Annotated in this window: 12 protein-coding genes; 6 read left to right on the top strand and 6 right to left on the bottom strand. The window is 69.5% G+C overall.

Features of this window, described 5'->3' with window-relative positions; translation table 11 throughout:
• Positions 1-120 precede the first annotated feature (120 nt).
• From AB0M47_RS37780 to AB0M47_RS37805, 6 genes are all read right to left on the bottom strand, one after another.
• Positions 121-1,470 carry a polysaccharide lyase family 1 protein gene (locus AB0M47_RS37780; protein ID WP_363422774.1) on the bottom strand — a complete coding sequence of 450 codons (1,350 nt, stop codon included), beginning with the start codon at positions 1,468-1,470 and terminating at the stop codon, positions 121-123.
• 143 nt (positions 1,471-1,613) lie between these two features.
• Positions 1,614-2,708, bottom strand: coding sequence for a Gfo/Idh/MocA family oxidoreductase (locus AB0M47_RS37785; RefSeq protein ID WP_363422776.1), 1,095 nt, complete (start codon positions 2,706-2,708; stop codon positions 1,614-1,616).
• Positions 2,709-2,812: 104 nt separating this feature from the next.
• Positions 2,813-4,177 carry a mannitol dehydrogenase family protein gene (locus tag AB0M47_RS37790; RefSeq protein ID WP_363422778.1) on the bottom strand — a complete coding sequence of 455 codons (1,365 nt, stop codon included), beginning with the start codon at positions 4,175-4,177 and terminating at the stop codon, positions 2,813-2,815.
• A complete protein-coding gene (locus tag AB0M47_RS37795) occupies positions 4,165-5,454 on the bottom strand; it encodes an enolase C-terminal domain-like protein (protein WP_363422780.1) in 1,290 nt (429 codons plus the stop codon). The genes AB0M47_RS37790 and AB0M47_RS37795 overlap by 13 nt, the downstream gene beginning before the upstream one ends.
• Positions 5,451-6,887 (bottom strand): glucuronate isomerase, encoded by a 1,437-nt coding sequence (gene uxaC, locus AB0M47_RS37800; protein WP_363422782.1) that lies wholly within the window; start codon positions 6,885-6,887, stop codon positions 5,451-5,453. Before uxaC ends, AB0M47_RS37795 begins: the two co-directional genes overlap by 4 nt.
• Positions 6,888-7,010: 123 nt before the next feature.
• Positions 7,011-8,324, bottom strand: coding sequence for a Gfo/Idh/MocA family oxidoreductase (locus AB0M47_RS37805; protein WP_363422784.1), 1,314 nt, complete (start codon positions 8,322-8,324; stop codon positions 7,011-7,013).
• A gap of 221 nt (positions 8,325-8,545) precedes the next feature.
• On the opposite strand from AB0M47_RS37805, the gene AB0M47_RS37810 reads away from it, so the two are divergent.
• The 6 genes from AB0M47_RS37810 to AB0M47_RS37835 all read left to right on the top strand — a co-directional run bounded on the left by AB0M47_RS37810 (position 8,546) and on the right by AB0M47_RS37835 (position 14,869).
• Positions 8,546-9,559: a LacI family DNA-binding transcriptional regulator gene (locus AB0M47_RS37810; RefSeq protein ID WP_363422786.1), complete on the top strand. Its 1,014-nt coding sequence runs from the start codon at positions 8,546-8,548 to the stop codon at positions 9,557-9,559.
• Between the two features lie 55 nt (positions 9,560-9,614).
• A complete protein-coding gene (locus AB0M47_RS37815) occupies positions 9,615-10,964 on the top strand; it encodes an extracellular solute-binding protein (protein ID WP_363422788.1) in 1,350 nt (449 codons plus the stop codon).
• A complete protein-coding gene (locus tag AB0M47_RS37820) occupies positions 10,945-11,928 on the top strand; it encodes a sugar ABC transporter permease (protein ID WP_363422790.1) in 984 nt (327 codons plus the stop codon). Before AB0M47_RS37815 ends, AB0M47_RS37820 begins: the two co-directional genes overlap by 20 nt.
• Positions 11,925-12,749: a carbohydrate ABC transporter permease gene (locus AB0M47_RS37825; protein ID WP_253758617.1), complete on the top strand. Its 825-nt coding sequence runs from the start codon at positions 11,925-11,927 to the stop codon at positions 12,747-12,749. The genes AB0M47_RS37820 and AB0M47_RS37825 overlap by 4 nt, the downstream gene beginning before the upstream one ends.
• Positions 12,750-12,762: 13 nt before the next feature.
• Positions 12,763-13,374, top strand: coding sequence for a hypothetical protein (locus AB0M47_RS37830; protein WP_363422793.1), 612 nt, complete (start codon positions 12,763-12,765; stop codon positions 13,372-13,374).
• 100 nt (positions 13,375-13,474) lie between these two features.
• Complete coding sequence (locus AB0M47_RS37835) at positions 13,475-14,869, top strand: class II fumarate hydratase (protein ID WP_363422795.1); 1,395 nt, start codon at positions 13,475-13,477, stop codon at positions 14,867-14,869.
• The last annotated feature ends 153 nt before the right edge of the window (positions 14,870-15,022 follow it).

Raw genomic sequence — 15,022 nt, forward strand, 5'->3', positions numbered from 1 at the left:
GATATGCCGCGGATCTTGGGCCAAGATCCGCGGCATATCCCTGATCCAGTCGGAACGAGGAGCGGGGGGGAACGTGGAGCGGGGGGGAACGTGGAGCGGGGGGGAACCGGGGGTGGGGAACTACAGGCGGGCGCCGGCGAAGAGGGGGACCAGTACGGCTACGGCCGGTGCGGGCAACACCGGTCCGGCCCGCAGGGTGGGCGTCCAGCCCGCGTCCGTGCCCAGATCCGGGTCGTGAGCCGAGTTGTACGCGTCGAGCAGGCTCACCGGCTTGGGCGTACCGCTGCCGAGGCGAAGCCAGGTGCCGCGCTCGGTGAGGGCGGTGCCGCCCCAGTCGTGGACGATCTCGGCGGGGTCCACGCCGTCGGCCAGGGCGATGTAGTTGTTCTCGGCGTACAGGGCCGACTGCACGCCGACGCCCCAGGCGTACTGGAAGTCGTCGCCGCCGAGCCGGTAGGCGTTGTTGTAGAGGTCGACCTGCCCGAACCGGACCCGCGGCAGTCGCTGGTAGGTGCCCTCGAAGTAGTTGTGGTGCAGGGTCACCTTCAGCCGGCCGGGGTCGCCGCCGGACGGGTTGTCGGTCGAGCCGATCAGCATCACCTTGTCGTGCCCGGTGACCGCGCTGTAGGAGACCGTCACCAGGTTCGACGTGTGCGTGATGTCCATCGCGCCGTCGTGCACCTGGTACGGCCGTCCGAAGTAGATCGGCTGGGTGGAGTCCGGGTTGCCCGCGTCGGAGAACGAGTTGTGGTCGAGCCAGACGTGCTGGCTGCGGCGGACCGAGAGGTTGTCGAACTGCGAGTTCCAGTTGCCGGTCGCGCCGTCGGTGGGCGACCAGGCCGGGAAGCAGTCGTGCGAGTCGGCGAAGGTCAGGTTGCGCACGATGACGTTGTCCGCCGTGTCGATCATCAGGGTCAGCTCGTCGAAGCGTGCGCCGCGCAAGCCGATGATGGTCGTGTTCGGGCCGACGTTGATCTGCGTCTGCGCGGTCTGGTTCGCCACCGAGCGGACCCGGGCGTCCTCCAGTGGACCCGTCGGCTTCGTGCGGCCCCACGTCTCCGGGGCGTACGCCGTCAGGTACGAGCTGAGCGAGTACGCCGGATCGGCGAGGTCCGCACAGGAGAGCCGGGTACCGTCGGCGCCCTCGAAACCGTTGACCGCGCCACGCACGAAGATGAGCTTCGGGGTGGCGTTGGTCCGGTTGGTCACGTTGTCCCCGCCGAGGGCGGCGACCAGCTCGGCCCGGTCGTCGACCACGAAGACGTGATCGTCGTCGGCCGCCGAGCCGCCGGTCGTCCCGGTCCCCTCGGCGGCCCAGCCGTCACCGGTCGGCAGGGCTGCCCGGCCGAGAGCGAGGGACCAGGGCGTCAGCCCGCCCCGTGACCCGCCCGAGGCGGCGGCCGGGGCGGCCGCGCCGGTCGCCAGCAGCGCCAGCACGGCCACCGCGGCGGAGGATCGAAGAGTTCTCATGCGCTCGACTGTGCGCCGCCCGGGTATAACAGTCAATACTATCTATTTGCAGATGTTTTGCGATCAATTTTGGGCAAAGCTGATCCTCTCAGTGAGGAAATCACCGAGTTTCGTCCACTTTGGCGGCGTTCCAAACGGCCGCGTCACTCCCGCTGTTGCAGTGGGGTTTGCGTAGGCAGGTCGCCGAGTTCCGAGAACAACGCGAGGCGACGCGCCGCTGTGCGTACCAGTTGATCTATGCCTGGAATGACCAGCTGGCGGGCCGGGCCCTCGTTGCGTTCGACGAGGTGGGCCGGGTCGATGGGCCGGGGTGCCGGGGCCGCCTGAATGTGCTCGAGCACCGCGGTGAACGCGGCGGTGGCCGCGAGCGGCGCGATCAGCTCGTCGCGCTGGTCGAGGAGATTGAGCAGCAGGTCGGCGCGGCCGGTGGGTTCCCAGTCCGATGAGGACATCCGGAGCCGGTCGGTCGGGTACTCCAGCTCGGCCTCGCCGGCCGTGCCCTGCACCAGGATCGAGCCGGGCAGGAAACCCTCGGCGCACAAGGTGACCGCGACGACGACGGTCGGCCCGTCGACCGGCCGGATCCGCAGGCAGGCGGTGTCGTCCACCTCGATCGGCCGGGTCCGATAGCGCTCGACCTCGATCGACGCGATCCGGACCGGCTGCGGCAGCAGGGCGAGACAGTTCATCGTGGCGTGGGCGAACGGATTGGCCAGCGCCCCGTCCAGCGACGGACGGCCGTCGACCGTACGCTTGCCCGCCCACGGCGACCGGCCCCAGTACCCGTCGTCGCGCTGCCACGCCGCGAAGGCGGAGATGCCGGTGATCTCGCCGAGTTCTCCGCTCTCGATCGCCGCCCGGACGCGGCTCAAGCCGGTCGAACCCAATGCCTGGAAGCCGACCTGGCACACCCGGCCGGTGGCGCGGAGCTCGGCTTCGAGCGTGTCATGGTCGGCGAGCGAGAGCATCGGCGGCTTCTCGAGGAGGATGTCCGCTCCGGCGCGTACGCATTCCAGCGCGATCGGCAGATGCGTGTGCGGCGGAGTGCAGATGACGACGACATCCGGACGGGTCTCGGCCAGCATCGCGCGGTGGTCCCGGAAGACCGGAACCTCACCGGCGTCGTCGACCTCGGCCACATCGCAGTACGCCGCGATCTCCAGCCGGCCTGCCGCGCTCAACTCGACGAGCTTTCGGCGGTGGTTGCGGCCGTGGCCGTTCGCCCCGATCAGCGCCACCCGCTTTCGCCCCTCGGCCGCCGGCGCGGGCCTTTTGGGCGCTGGATCAGGGATGTGGGTCGAATCTTGGGCCATGATTCGACCCACATCCCTGATCTGCCTGGTCACGACGCGCCCCCGAGGGCGGAGAGGGTGGCGCGGACGCCGTGGGTGGTGAGGGCGTGGTACCACTCGTGAACGAGGGAACGGAACTCCTCGTCCGCCGCGAGTTCGGCGGGGAAGATGTCCGTCAGCGACAGCAACTGGTCGACGACGGAACCGGACGCGGCGAGCTTGGCCTTGATCTGCGGAGCCATCGGATCGTTGAGCGGCAACGCCGTCCCGTCGTCGGCCGTGCCCTCGGCGAACCGCATCCAGGCCGCGACGACGAGCGCGCCGACGCGGGGCGACAGCCCGCGGGCGCGCGAGTCGATCACCGTACGCAGGACGCGATACGGAAGCTTCTGACTGCCGTCCATCGCCACCTGAATAGTGCGGTAGCGAATGGCGGGATCGGCGAACCGTTCCAGCACCTCGTCGCCGTACTCGACGACGGAGACGCCGGGCGGTGGGGTGAAACTCTGGGCGATCTCGTCGGCGATGAACTGCCGCAGCACGTCGGTCAGCCCCGGCATCCGCAGCGCCTCGGCGATCGTCTCGTAGCCGGCGACCGCCCCGAGATAGGCCACTGTGGAGTGGACGCCGTTGAGCGTACGCAGTTTCAGCTGCTCCCAGGGGGCGACGTCGTCGGTGAGCACCGCTCCGGCCAGATCCCAGGCGGGTCGCCCGCCCGGGAAGGCGTCCTCGATGACCCACTGCTTGTAGGGCTCGGCCTCGACCGCCGCCTGATCCTCGACGCCGAGCGCGTTGCGTACGAGGGCGTAGGTCTGGTCGGTGCTCGCGGGAACGATCCGGTCCACCATCGTCCGGGGGAAGGTCACCGTCTTGGGCAGCTCGACCGCCTCCGCGATCAGCGCGCGCAACTGCGATCCGTTCGACGGCAGGTTGTCGCAACTCACCACGGCCAACGGCGGGGCTCCCGCGGTGATCCGCGCGCGGATCCCGTCGACGAGCAGCTTCACCATCGCCGACCCGGGCTGGTAGGCCTTCTCGGTCACGGTCAGCGTCACCACGCGGATCGCGGGATCAGCCAGCAGGCCGGTCACCGCCGACCGCTCGCTCGGCGCGTGCAGCACCCGGCCGACAGCGGCGATCACCCTGGTACGCGCACCGGCGCCGGACAGGCTCGTGACGCTGAAGAGCCCGTCCTGCGCCCGCATCGCGTCCACGACGGCGGTGGAGTTGGGGGCGACCTCGGCGATCGCCCAGTCCCCGCCGCCGGCCGCGATGGCGTCCTCGGTGTAGACGGCCTGATGCGCCCGGTGGAACGCACCGACTCCCAAGTGGACGATTCCGACGCCCGGCGTGTCGATCGTCGGCCGGGCCTCGGCCGGGATCGCGCTGAGCGCGTCCTTCGTCAGGCGCGCCATACCGGACCGTCCGGGAAGGCGTACTCCGCGATCGATTCGGGTCGCAGCGTCGTGCTGTAACCGGGCTGCTCGGGCAGCAGGTACCGGCCGTCCTTGGTGCGTACCGGGTCGACGAAGTGCTCGTGCAGGTGGTCGACGTATTCGACCATCCGGCCGTCCAGCGACGTGCCGACCCGCAGGTAGTCGAAGATCGCCAGGTGCTGGACGTACTCGCAGAGGCCGACGCCGCCCGCGTGCGGGCACACCGGTACGCCGAACTTCGCCGCCATCAGCAGCTCGGCCAGCACCTCATTGACCCCGGCCACCCGGCAGGCGTCGATCTGCATGACGCCGATCGCGTCGGCCTGGAGCAGCTGCTTGAAGATGACCCGGTTGGCCGCCACCTCGCCGGTCGCCACCCGGATCGGGTCCACGGCGCGGGCGATGCGGGCGTGCCCGAGCACGTCGTCGGCGTGCGTCGGCTCCTCGATCCAGTACGGGTCCACCTCGGCGAGGACGGCCATGTTGGCGATCGCCTCGTCGACGTCCCAGACCTGGTTGGCGTCCATCATGAGCAACGCGTCCGGGCCGATCTCCTCCCGGATGATCCGCGCGCGGCGGATGTCGTCGTCGATCGGGCCGCCGACCTTCATCTTCATCGCGCGCCAGCCCTCCTCGTACGCCGTACGAGTCAGGGCGCGCACCTTGTCGTCCGGGTAGCCGAGCCAGCCCACCGACGTCGTGTAGGACGGGAAGCCGTCGCGTTCCAGCAGCGCGAGCCGGTCGGCCAGGCCTTCGCGGCCGCGCTCGAGGATGTCGAGGGCCTCGGCCGGGGTGATGGCGTCGGTGATGTGGTGGAAGTCGACCGTCCGGACCAGTTCCTCGCTCGGCAGCTCGGCGAGGAGCCGCCACAACGGCACGCCGGCCGCCTTGGCCCGCAGGTCCCACACCGCGTTGACCAGCGCACCGGCCGCCATGTGGATGACGCCCTTCTCCGGGCCGAGCCAGCGCAGCTGGACGTCGGCGGTCAGTGACCGCCAGAAGGCCACCGGCTCGTCCACGATCTCGGCCAGGTCGCGGCCGACCACATGGTGCTGGAGGGCGGTGATCGCGGCACAGGTGATCTCGTTGCCGCGCCCGTTGGTGAAGGTGAAGCCCGCACCGGCCAGGCCGTCGTCGGTCTTCAACTCCACATAGGAGGCGGAGTAGTCGCCACGGTTGATCGCGTCCGACCCGTCGCCGGCGGCGGCGGTGGGAAAGCGGACGTCGTGCACCTCGGCGGCAATGATCTTGGTCATTCGCTCACTACCTTAAAGATTCGTTTGGGCTGGTGGTACGCGATGTCGGCGGCGGTCTCGGCGGCTTCGTCCAGGGTCAGCCGGTGTTCGGCGACCAACCGGGCGAGGAAGCCGGCGTCGACCCGGCGGGCGATGTCGTGCCGGACCGGGATGGAGCAGAAGGCGCGGGTGTCGTCGACGAACCCGGCGGTGTTGGCGAAGCCGGCGGTCTCGGTGACCGCCTCCCGGAAGCGGCGCATGGCTTCGGGGGAGTCCAGGAACCACCACGGCGCGCCGAGGTAGAGGGCGGCGTACCCGCCGGCGAGAGGCGCCAGCTCGCGAGTGAACGTCGTCTCGTCCAACGTGTAGAGAACCAGGCGCAGGCGGGGATCGTTGCCGTGCTCGCTCAGCAGCGGGGCCAGCCCGTTCACGTAGTCGGTGGCCTGCGGGATGTCCCCGCCGACGTCGGTCCCGTACGCCCCGTGCAGCCAGGTGTTGTGATTGCGGACCGAGCCGGGATGCAACTGCATGACCATCCCGTCGTCGATCGACATCCGGGCGAACTCGACCAGCATCACGGCGCGGAACGCCTCCGCGTCGGCGGGGGTCGCCTCGTCGCGCAGTCCTCGTTCGAAGAGCTCCCGCTTCTCCGGCTCGGGGAGCACGAGCGTACGCGCGGTGGGGTGGCCGTGATCGCTGGACGTGGTGCCCATCGCCAGGAACGCCGCCCGTCGTTGGCGGAGTGCGGCGAGATAACCGGTGAACGTCAGGGTGTCCTCGCCGGTGATCTCGCCGAGCTTGGCGACGCGTTGCCGCCAGGCCTGCGTACCGGCTGCTCCGGTGAGGCCGCCGAACTCCATGTCGACCACGTCGTCCGGCCGGAAGGTGCTGACGACCCGGTCGCCCCAGCCGTCGGCGGCCAGCTTCGCGTGCTGCGTCAGCGGATCCAGCGGCGACTCGGTCGTGGCGAGCACCTCGATGTTGAACCGCTCGAACAGCGCCCGGGGCCGGAACTCCGGCCGGGCCAGGCAGCCGGCGACGGCGTCGTAGATCTCGTCGGCCGTGTCCGCGTTCAACGGCGCGGTGACCCCGAAGACGCCGTCGAGCGTCTGCTCCAGCCACAGCTTGGACGGGGTGCCCCGGAACAGATGCCAATGGGCGGCGAAGGTACGCCAGATCTCGCGCGGCTCGACGCCCGAGGTCGAACCGTCCCGCCGGGGCACGCCGAGCGCGTCCGGATGCACGCCCTGGCTGTAGAGCATCCGGGTCAGGTAGTGATCGGGCACCACGAACAAGTGGGCCGGATCGTCGAACGGCTCGTCGTCGGCGAGCAGCCGCGGGTCGATGTGCCCGTGCGGCGAGATGAGCGGCAGGTCCCTGACGTGGGCGTACAGCTCGCGGGTGATCTCCCGCTGCCGTGGGTCGGCCGGGAACAGCAGATCTGGGTGTGGCAAGGCGACTCCCGTTCAGGGCGTTGCGGCCGCCGGCTCAGACGCTGGATCAGGATCGCGGTCGAATATTGATCCCTGATTCGACGCGGAACCCTGATCCAGTGCGCAGAGCGTGCGGCCCGGGGGCTACAGGGTCAGCAGATCGGGGACGTGCACCGGGGCGCCGGTGGCCAGGGCACGGTTGGCGGCCAAGCCGGTGAGCAGGGCGAGCGCGCCGTCGCGCTCGGTCGCGCTGCGGCGCAGGGGATCGGTGGCGCCGCCGAAGAGGATGGCGGCCATCTTCGCGTCCGCGCCGCCATGGCCTTCGCGGGACTTCTCCGGGACGTCGATCTCGACCGGCGGCTCCCAGAACCGGTGCAGCGTCAGGCGTACCCGGCCCTGCTCGGCCGCCGCCTCCTCGCCGTGCAGCGCGGCGCCCTTCAGCGCGGCCGCGGCGCCCAGGCTGACGTGGTCGTTCTCGACGACCTCCAGCTCCAGGCGGCCCCGGCTGCCGTTGACCATCAGGCGATACCCCTCCCAGGGCGAGTACGCCGTGAGGTGATAGCTCATCGTGGCCCCGGTGTTGTAGCGCACCATCACGGCGAGGTCGTCCTCGATGGTGATGTCGCCGCCGAAGACGTTGCGGTCCCGCTGGTAGCCGTCGGCCGGCTCGGCGTCGAGATACAGCTCGCGCAGGCGCGGATGATCGGCGAGGTGCAGGGCGAACGGGTCGTCCTGGGCGGCGGCCGAACCGTGCGCGCGCTCATAGTCGCGGGCGTACCCGTGGCGGCGGCCGGTCTGGCCGTAGAAGAACAGCTGCCCGTACGCGAAGACGTCGACGGGCCGCGCCGAGAGCCACCAGTTGACCAGGTCGAAGTGGTGGCCCGACTTGTGCACGAGCAGGCCGCCCGAGTTCTCCTTCTCCCGATGCCACCGGCGGAAGTAGTCCGCGCCGTGGCGTACGTCGAGGAGCCACTCGAAGTGCACCGACCCGATCTCGCCGACGGCGCCCTCGTCGAGCAGTCGCTTGACCTGCTCGTGCACCGGACTGAACCGGTAGTTGAAGGTGACCGTGACGTTCCGGCCGGTCTCGGCGACGGTGCCGAGGATCGCCTCGCAGCCGGCGAGGTCGGTCGTCATCGGCTTCTCCGTCAGCACATCGCAGCCGGCGCGCAGCGCCCGCGTGATGTAGTCCGCGTGCGTACTGTCCATAGTGGTCACGATGACCGCGTCGACCTGCTCTTTAGCGAGCATCTCGGTGAAATCGGCTGCGTCGTACGCGGGAACCGGGCCCGCGCCGAGATCGGCGAGGAACCGCTGGTGCGCCTGTACGCGTACCGGATTGGTGTCGCAGAGCGCGACCAGCGACGCCGTTGCCGCGTGGTCGCGGACGACGGCCCGCTCGAACATCTCCGCCCGTGAACCCGTTCCGACCAGCGCGTAACGCTTGGGTCCGGTCATCGGTCGCCTCCCCAGGGGAACTGCAAAGGTTTGCAGCAGAACTAACCATGAGTCGCCAGCGGCGTCAACAGTTCGATAACGGGGCCGCCGGTATTACACCGTTTGATGTGGATATTTGGGTGAAGAAGTGGGGTCTTCGGAAACCGGTCGGCAATATTTGGGCGTTGACAACACAGCAAGCGTTTGCATTAATTGGCCAACCAAGAGTGAGGGGGGTGACTATGCCGGCGACCATCCGGGACGTCGCGCGAGCGTCGGGAGTACACATCTCCACCGTGTCGCGTGCCTTCTCCGCGCCGCAGTTGGTCAACCCCGAGACTCGCAGCAAGGTGCTCGAGACCGCCGAGAAGCTGGGATACCGCCCCAACCGGGCGGCGCGGGCGCTCATCACCGGCCGTACCCACAACATCGGGCTGATCGTCGCCGACATCGCCAACCCGTTCTTCCCGCCGCTGATCAAGGCGGCGGAGCGCGAATCGCGCCACCGCGACTACCACGTCTTCGTCGCCGACAGCAACGAGGACCCGGCGGTCGAGGAGGAACTCGTTCGCGCGCTCGCCAAGCAGGTCGACGGGATTCTGCTGGTCAGCCCCCGGCTGGCCAACAGCGTCATCGAAGGCCTGTCACGCGAGGTGGCTCTCGTCGTGGTCAACCGGCAGGTGCCCGGCCTGCCGTCGGTGGTCATGGACGTGAGCCAAGGCGCCCGATCGGCGATCGAACACCTCGCCGAGCTGGGCCACCGTTCCATCGGCTACCTCGGCGGACCGCGCGGATCCTGGACGAACCGCGAGATCCGCCGGGCCGCCACCGCCGCCGCCCGCACCTTGGGCGGCCCCGGCGATCCCGTCGAGGTGACCGCGCTCGGCCCGAACGCGCCCACCGGCGACGGCGGGCTCATCGCGGCCGAACAGGTGCATCGGGCGGGCTTCACCGCCGTGCTCGCCTACAACGACCTGATGGCGATCGGCCTCATCGAAGGTCTCGCCACTCTGGGCGTACGCGTTCCGCAGGACGTCAGCGTGGTCGGTATCGACGACATCGCGCTGAGTCGGCTGACCCGGCCGGGTCTGACCACGGTGGCCAATCCCACGGCCGCCGCCGGGCGGGCCGCCGTCGACATGCTCCTGCAACACGGTGACGACCGTCGTACCACCGGGCAGATCACCCTCGCGACCGAACTGGTCATCCGCGACTCCACGGGCCCGGGTCCGCAGGGCAATGCGGACCCGGGCTAATGCGGCCGTCACCGCCTCCGCGGAGTCGTCTCCTACGCGTCAAGGAGTCAGTGCCATGAAACCCACAGCACCCCTCGCGGTGGGCGCCCACTCGCCGCTGCACAACGGTAGCGCCAGCCGCCGGACCCTGTTGAGGGGCATCGCGGCGGCCGCGCTCGCCGCCCCCGCCGCCGCAGTGCTGGCCGCCTGCGGCGACGACAAGCCGTCCAACGACCCGAACGCACCGGTCGAGTTGTCGATCTTCTGGTGGGGCGGCGACGCCCGCGCGAAGATGACCGAGGACGCGCTGGCGCTCTACACCGCCAAGCACCCGAACGTCACCTTCAAGAAGACCTGGCAGGCCAACGCCGGGTACTACGACAAGCTCGCCACTCTGACGGCGGGCGGCAACGCGCCCGACATCTTCCAGATCGACGACGGCGCGCTGTCGGAGTACGCCGAGCGCAACCAGACGCTGGACCTCTCGAAGTACGCCGACTCCAACAAGCTCGACAAGAGCAAGATCCTCCCGGGTCTGTGGCAGGCCGGCGTGGTCGAGGGCAAGGCGGCCGGCGTGCCGATGGGGGAGAACACCCCCGGCATGATCTACGACAAGGGCCTGCTGAAGACCCTCGGCCTGCCCGAGCCGACCACCGGCATGACGTGGGACGCCCTGATCGCCTGGGCGGCGCAGGTCACCTCGAAGTCCGGCGGCAAGGTCTTCGGCACGATGGACCCGTCCGCCGACTACAAGGCGCTGTGGGTCTGGCTGCGTCAGCAGGGCAAGCAGCTCTACGACGGCAAGAAGGTCGGCGCCTCCGCCGAGGACCTGACCAAGTGGTTCGACCTCTGGAAGGGTGCCCGGGACACGAAGGCGGCTCCGCCGGCCGACGTCATCCACGGCGCGAACGCCGGTGCGGTCGCCAACCAGCTCGTGGTCACCGGCAAGGCGGCCACCTCGTTCATGTGGGCCAACCAGCTCCCCGAGCTGCAGAAGGCCACCAAGAGCGAGCTGGGCGTGGTGGCGTACCCGGGCGACCCGAGTGGTCAGTGGGCGCGGGCCGCGCTGTACTTCTCCATCTACAAGGGATCCAAGCACGCCGACGTCGCCGTGGACGTGCTGAACTTCCTGGTCAACGACGTGGAGGCGGGCAAGGTCCTCGGCACCGACCGGGGTCTCAACGCCAACACCGACGTGCGTACGGCGGTCGCGTCCACCCTCAAGGACTCGGCAGCCACCGCGGCCCAGTTCGAGACCGACCTGGCGAGCAAGTTCGGCCAGCCGCCGGCCGTGCCGCCGAAGGGTCACGTCAAGGTCCGTTCGCTGCTCATCACGTACGCCGAGAACGTGCAGTACGGGAAGGCGACCTCGGCCGCGGCGGCCGACGCGTTCCTGAAGGAAGCCAATGCAGCCCTCGCTGGCTGAGCTCGGCCCCCGCACCGACGCCGGACCGCTCGCCCCTCAGCGAGCGGCCCGGCGCCGCGGCAGCAGCCGCCGCGGCGAAGCGACGGCCGGCTACGTCTTCCTCTCCCCTTGGCTGCTCGGGCTCCTCGGGATCACCGCGCTGCCGATGATCTTCTCGCTAGTCCTCAGCTTCACGGACTACGAACTGCTCGACGACTGGTCGCAGGTGCAGTTCGTCGGGCTGGCGAACTACAAGCACATGTTCACCGAGGATCCGCACTACTGGCACTCGGTCGCCGTCACGCTCCGGTACGCCTTGATCGCGGTGCCGCTGAAGCTCGCCGCCGCGCTCGGCGTCGCGCTGCTGCTGCGCCGGGACCGGAAGGGCAACGGGCTGTTCCGCGGTCTGTTCTACCTGCCGTCGCTGCTCGGCGGCAGCGTCGCGCTGGCCCTGGTGTGGTTGGCCATGTTCAGCCGGGACGGCGCGTTCAACGCCTTCCTGGGCATCTTCGGCATCGAAGGCAAGCCGTGGGTCAACGACCCCGACTGGTCGCTCTCGACGCTGATCGTGCTGGCGGTGTGGCAGTTCGGCGCGCCGATGGTCATCTTCCTCGCCGGGCTCAAGCAGATCCCGATCGAGCTGTACGAGGCCGCGTCGGTGGACGGCGCCAGCCGGCTCCGCCAGTTCTGGCACATCACGCTGCCGATGCTGAGCCCGGTGCTGTTCTTCAACCTCGTCATGGAGGTCATCCACGGCTTCCAGGGGTTCACCGGGGCGTACGTGATCAGCGGCGGTGAGGGCGGTCCGGTGGACTCCACCCTCATGTACACGCTGTACCTCTACGTCGCGGGCTTCACCGACTTCAAGATGGCGTACGCCTCCGCCATGGCCTGGGTGTTCCTGCTGGTGATCGGCGTGATCACGGCCGGGCTCTTCGCCACCGGCCGGTACTGGGTGCACTACTCGGACGGAGGGGACAAATGACCAAGAACATCGCGCGCATCGCCGTCCTCGTCGTCGTGGTGGCGGCGGTGCTCTACCCGCTGATCTGGATGATCGGCAGCTCGCTGAAGTCGCCGGAGGAGATCAGCAACAACCTCTCGGTCATCCCGCGCGAATTCACCTGGTCCAACTACGACAAGGGCTGGACCAGTCTCGACATCGTGTTCGGCCGGTTCTTCCTCAACAGCGCGATCATCGCGCTGGCGACCGTCCTGGCCAACTGCGTCTCGTGCCTGCTCGCGGCGTACGCCTTCGCCCGGTTGCAGTTCCGGGGCCGGGCGCTGTTCTTCACGATCATGATCGGGACGCTGCTGCTGCCGCACCACGTGCTGCTCATCCCGCAGTACCTGCTGTTCAACAACTTCGGCTGGATCAACACCCCACTGCCGCTGGTGGTGCCGAAGATGCTGGCGACCGAGGCGTTCTTCGTCTTCCTGATGGTGCAGTTCATGCGGGGCATCCCGCGCGAGCTCGACGAGGCGGCGAAGATCGACGGCGCCGACCCCTACCGGATCTTCCGGCACGTGATCTTCCCGCTGGCCCGGCCGGCGCTGGTCACGACGGCGATCTTCTCGTTCATCTGGACCTGGAACGACTTCCTGCCGCAGCTGATCTACCTCAACGACCTGTCGCACTACACCGTCCCGGTGGCCCTGCGGCTGTTCGTCGACTCCAGCGGGCAGAGCTCGATCGGGCCGATGTTCGCGATGTCGGTGCTCTCGCTGCTGCCGGTGTTCCTCTTCTTCCTCGCGTTCCAGCGGCTCCTGGTCGAAGGCATCAACACGGCGGGGCTCAAGGGATGACGGGCTTCCAGGGATGAAACGCGCCGGACTGCGCCCCGCCTGGCAGGACACCGTGTCCGACGCCGCCGATCTCGCGCTGCTCGGGATCGTCGCGTTCGTGGCGTCACTGCCCGTCGTCACGGCGGGCGCCGCGGTGTCCGCCGCCAGCCGCGCGGTCCACGACCGCCATGCGCTGGGGAGTCTCCCCTCTTGGCGTACAACTCTGGGGCGCTTCGTCCGGGGACTGGTGCCCGGCCTGGGCGCCACAGTCGTGACCCTCGCGCTGGTCGCGCTCATCATCATCGATGTGCGCGGCCTGGCGCGGGGCGTCGTGCCCGGGGGTGGTCCGGCGCTCGCGCTCACCGTCACGGTGGTCGCGTTGATCATCGGGTACGCCGGACTGACAGTGGCCGAAGTCGGCACGGGGGCCGGCTGGCTGCCCGCCGTCCGCGCGGCCGGCGGGCTGGCCTGGCGGCGACCGGGCGCACTGGTCGCCGCCGGAGGCATCGGGGTGATCGCGGTGCTGCTGGCGGTCGCGATTCCCGTGACCCTGCCGCTGGTCTTCGGCGGCTGGCTCCACGCCCTTCACGCCGTCTCCGCCCTGCTCGCCGCCCGCTCGCGCCCCCACCCCACCCCTCCTCGTTGATCATGGAGTTAACCGTGGTCTCGACGGTGTGTCGTGTGGGCAAACTCCATGATCAACGCGTTGTCGCCCGGGCGGCGAGCGAGCGCGCCAGAATGGGGGAATGACGAAGTACCGGGTGGAACACGACACCATGGGCGAGGTCCAGGTCCCCGAGGACGCGCTGTGGGGCGCGCAGACGCAGCGTGCGGTGGAGAACTTCCCGATTTCGGGGCAGCCGCTGCCAAGCGAGCTGATCCACGCGCTGGCCGAGATCAAAGCCGCCGCAGCGAGCGCGAACGGTGCTCTCGGCGTACTCGACGACGACATGGCCCGGGCGATCGGGGCAGCCGCCTCGGCGGTGGCGGCCGGCTCACACGACGAGCACTTCCCGATCGACGTGTTCCAGACCGGTTCGGGCACCTCGACGAACATGAACGTCAACGAGGTCGTCGCTCGGCTGGCGAGCGCTGATCTCGATCGTCCGGTGCATCCCAACGACCACGTCAACGCCTCGCAGTCCAGCAACGACGTGTTCCCGTCGGGCGTACAGCTGGCCGCGTTGCGTGGCGTCGCCACCGATCTGGTTCCCGCGCTGGACCAGCTCGCGTCCGCCCTGACGGCGAAGTCGACGGAGTTCACGGCGATCGTCAAAGCCGGGCGTACGCACCTCATGGACGCGACGCCGGTGACGCTGGGCCAGGAGTTCGGCGGGTACGCCTTCCAACTGCGCCGCGCGATCGAACGTCTGGAAGCGGTCGCACCCCGGCTCGGTGAACTGCCGCTCGGCGGTAGCGCCGTCGGCACGGGCGTCAACGTCCCGGACGGATTCGCCGCGCACGTGACGCAGGTACTCGCCGCGTTGACCGGGCTGCCGATCCGGGAGGCCGCCGACCACTTCGCCGCGCAAGGCGCCGCGGACGCGCTCGTCGAGGTCTCGGCGCAACTCCGTGGGGCCGCCGTCAGCCTCTACAAGATCGCGAACGATATCCGGTGGATGGGCTCCGGGCCGCGGGCGGGCCTGCGTGAGCTGGGCATACCCGATCTGCAGCCGGGATCCTCGATCATGCCCGGCAAGGTGAATCCGGTCCTCGCCGAGGCCGCGCGTCAGGTGTGCGCGCAGGTGATCGGCAACGACGCCACCGTGGCCTTCGCCGGTACGCAGGCCGAGTTCGAGCTGATCGTGATGCTGCCAGTGATGGCGCGCAACATCCTGGAGTCGATCCGGCTGCTCGCCAACGTCTCCAGGGTCTTCGCCGAGCGCTGCGTCGCCGGGCTCACCGCGAATGAGGAGATCGGCCGGGCGTACGCCGAAGGGTCGCCGGCGATCGTGACTCCGCTCAATCGCGTACTGGGGTATGAGGAGGCCGCCTCGATCGCCAAGGAAGCGCTGGCCACGGGACGGTCGATCCGGGAGGTCGTCGTCGCCCGGGGTCACGTCGCGACCGGGAAGATCAGCGCGGACGACCTCGACCGGTTGCTCGACGTGCTCGCGATGACCGGCGCCCGCCCCGTGTGACCCGTGACCGCTGACCTCTGGCCGGGTCGCGTCCCACTCCCTGCCCGCGTCGCGTCCTACCCGCTGCCCGCGTCGCGTCCCACCCCCCTGCCCGCGTCGCGTTGATCATGGAGTTTGCCCCCTCGACACGCCGCCGAGACCACAGTTAACTCC

It is taken from the genome of Hamadaea sp. NPDC051192 (genome assembly GCF_040682475.1).
GTDB classification, from domain to species: Bacteria; Actinomycetota; Actinomycetes; order Mycobacteriales; family Micromonosporaceae; genus Hamadaea; species Hamadaea flava.

Excerpts from the sequence above, each read along its gene's own strand:
- AB0M47_RS37780 (WP_363422774.1), bottom strand. The coding sequence starts at position 1,470 with ATGAGAACTCTTCGATCCTCCGCCGCGGTGGCCGTGCTGGCGCTGCTG.
- AB0M47_RS37790 (WP_363422778.1), bottom strand. The coding sequence starts at position 4,177 with ATGGCGCGCCTGACGAAGGACGCGCTCAGCGCGATCCCGGCCGAGGCC.
- AB0M47_RS37795 (WP_363422780.1), bottom strand. The coding sequence starts at position 5,454 with ATGACCAAGATCATTGCCGCCGAGGTGCACGACGTCCGCTTTCCCACC.
- AB0M47_RS37805 (WP_363422784.1), bottom strand. The coding sequence starts at position 8,324 with ATGACCGGACCCAAGCGTTACGCGCTGGTCGGAACGGGTTCACGGGCG.
- AB0M47_RS37810 (WP_363422786.1), top strand. The coding sequence starts at position 8,546 with ATGCCGGCGACCATCCGGGACGTCGCGCGAGCGTCGGGAGTACACATC.
- AB0M47_RS37815 (WP_363422788.1), top strand. The coding sequence starts at position 9,615 with ATGAAACCCACAGCACCCCTCGCGGTGGGCGCCCACTCGCCGCTGCAC.
- AB0M47_RS37820 (WP_363422790.1), top strand. The coding sequence starts at position 10,945 with ATGCAGCCCTCGCTGGCTGAGCTCGGCCCCCGCACCGACGCCGGACCG.
- AB0M47_RS37825 (WP_253758617.1), top strand. The coding sequence starts at position 11,925 with ATGACCAAGAACATCGCGCGCATCGCCGTCCTCGTCGTCGTGGTGGCG.
- AB0M47_RS37830 (WP_363422793.1), top strand. The coding sequence starts at position 12,763 with ATGAAACGCGCCGGACTGCGCCCCGCCTGGCAGGACACCGTGTCCGAC.
- AB0M47_RS37835 (WP_363422795.1), top strand. The coding sequence starts at position 13,475 with ATGACGAAGTACCGGGTGGAACACGACACCATGGGCGAGGTCCAGGTC.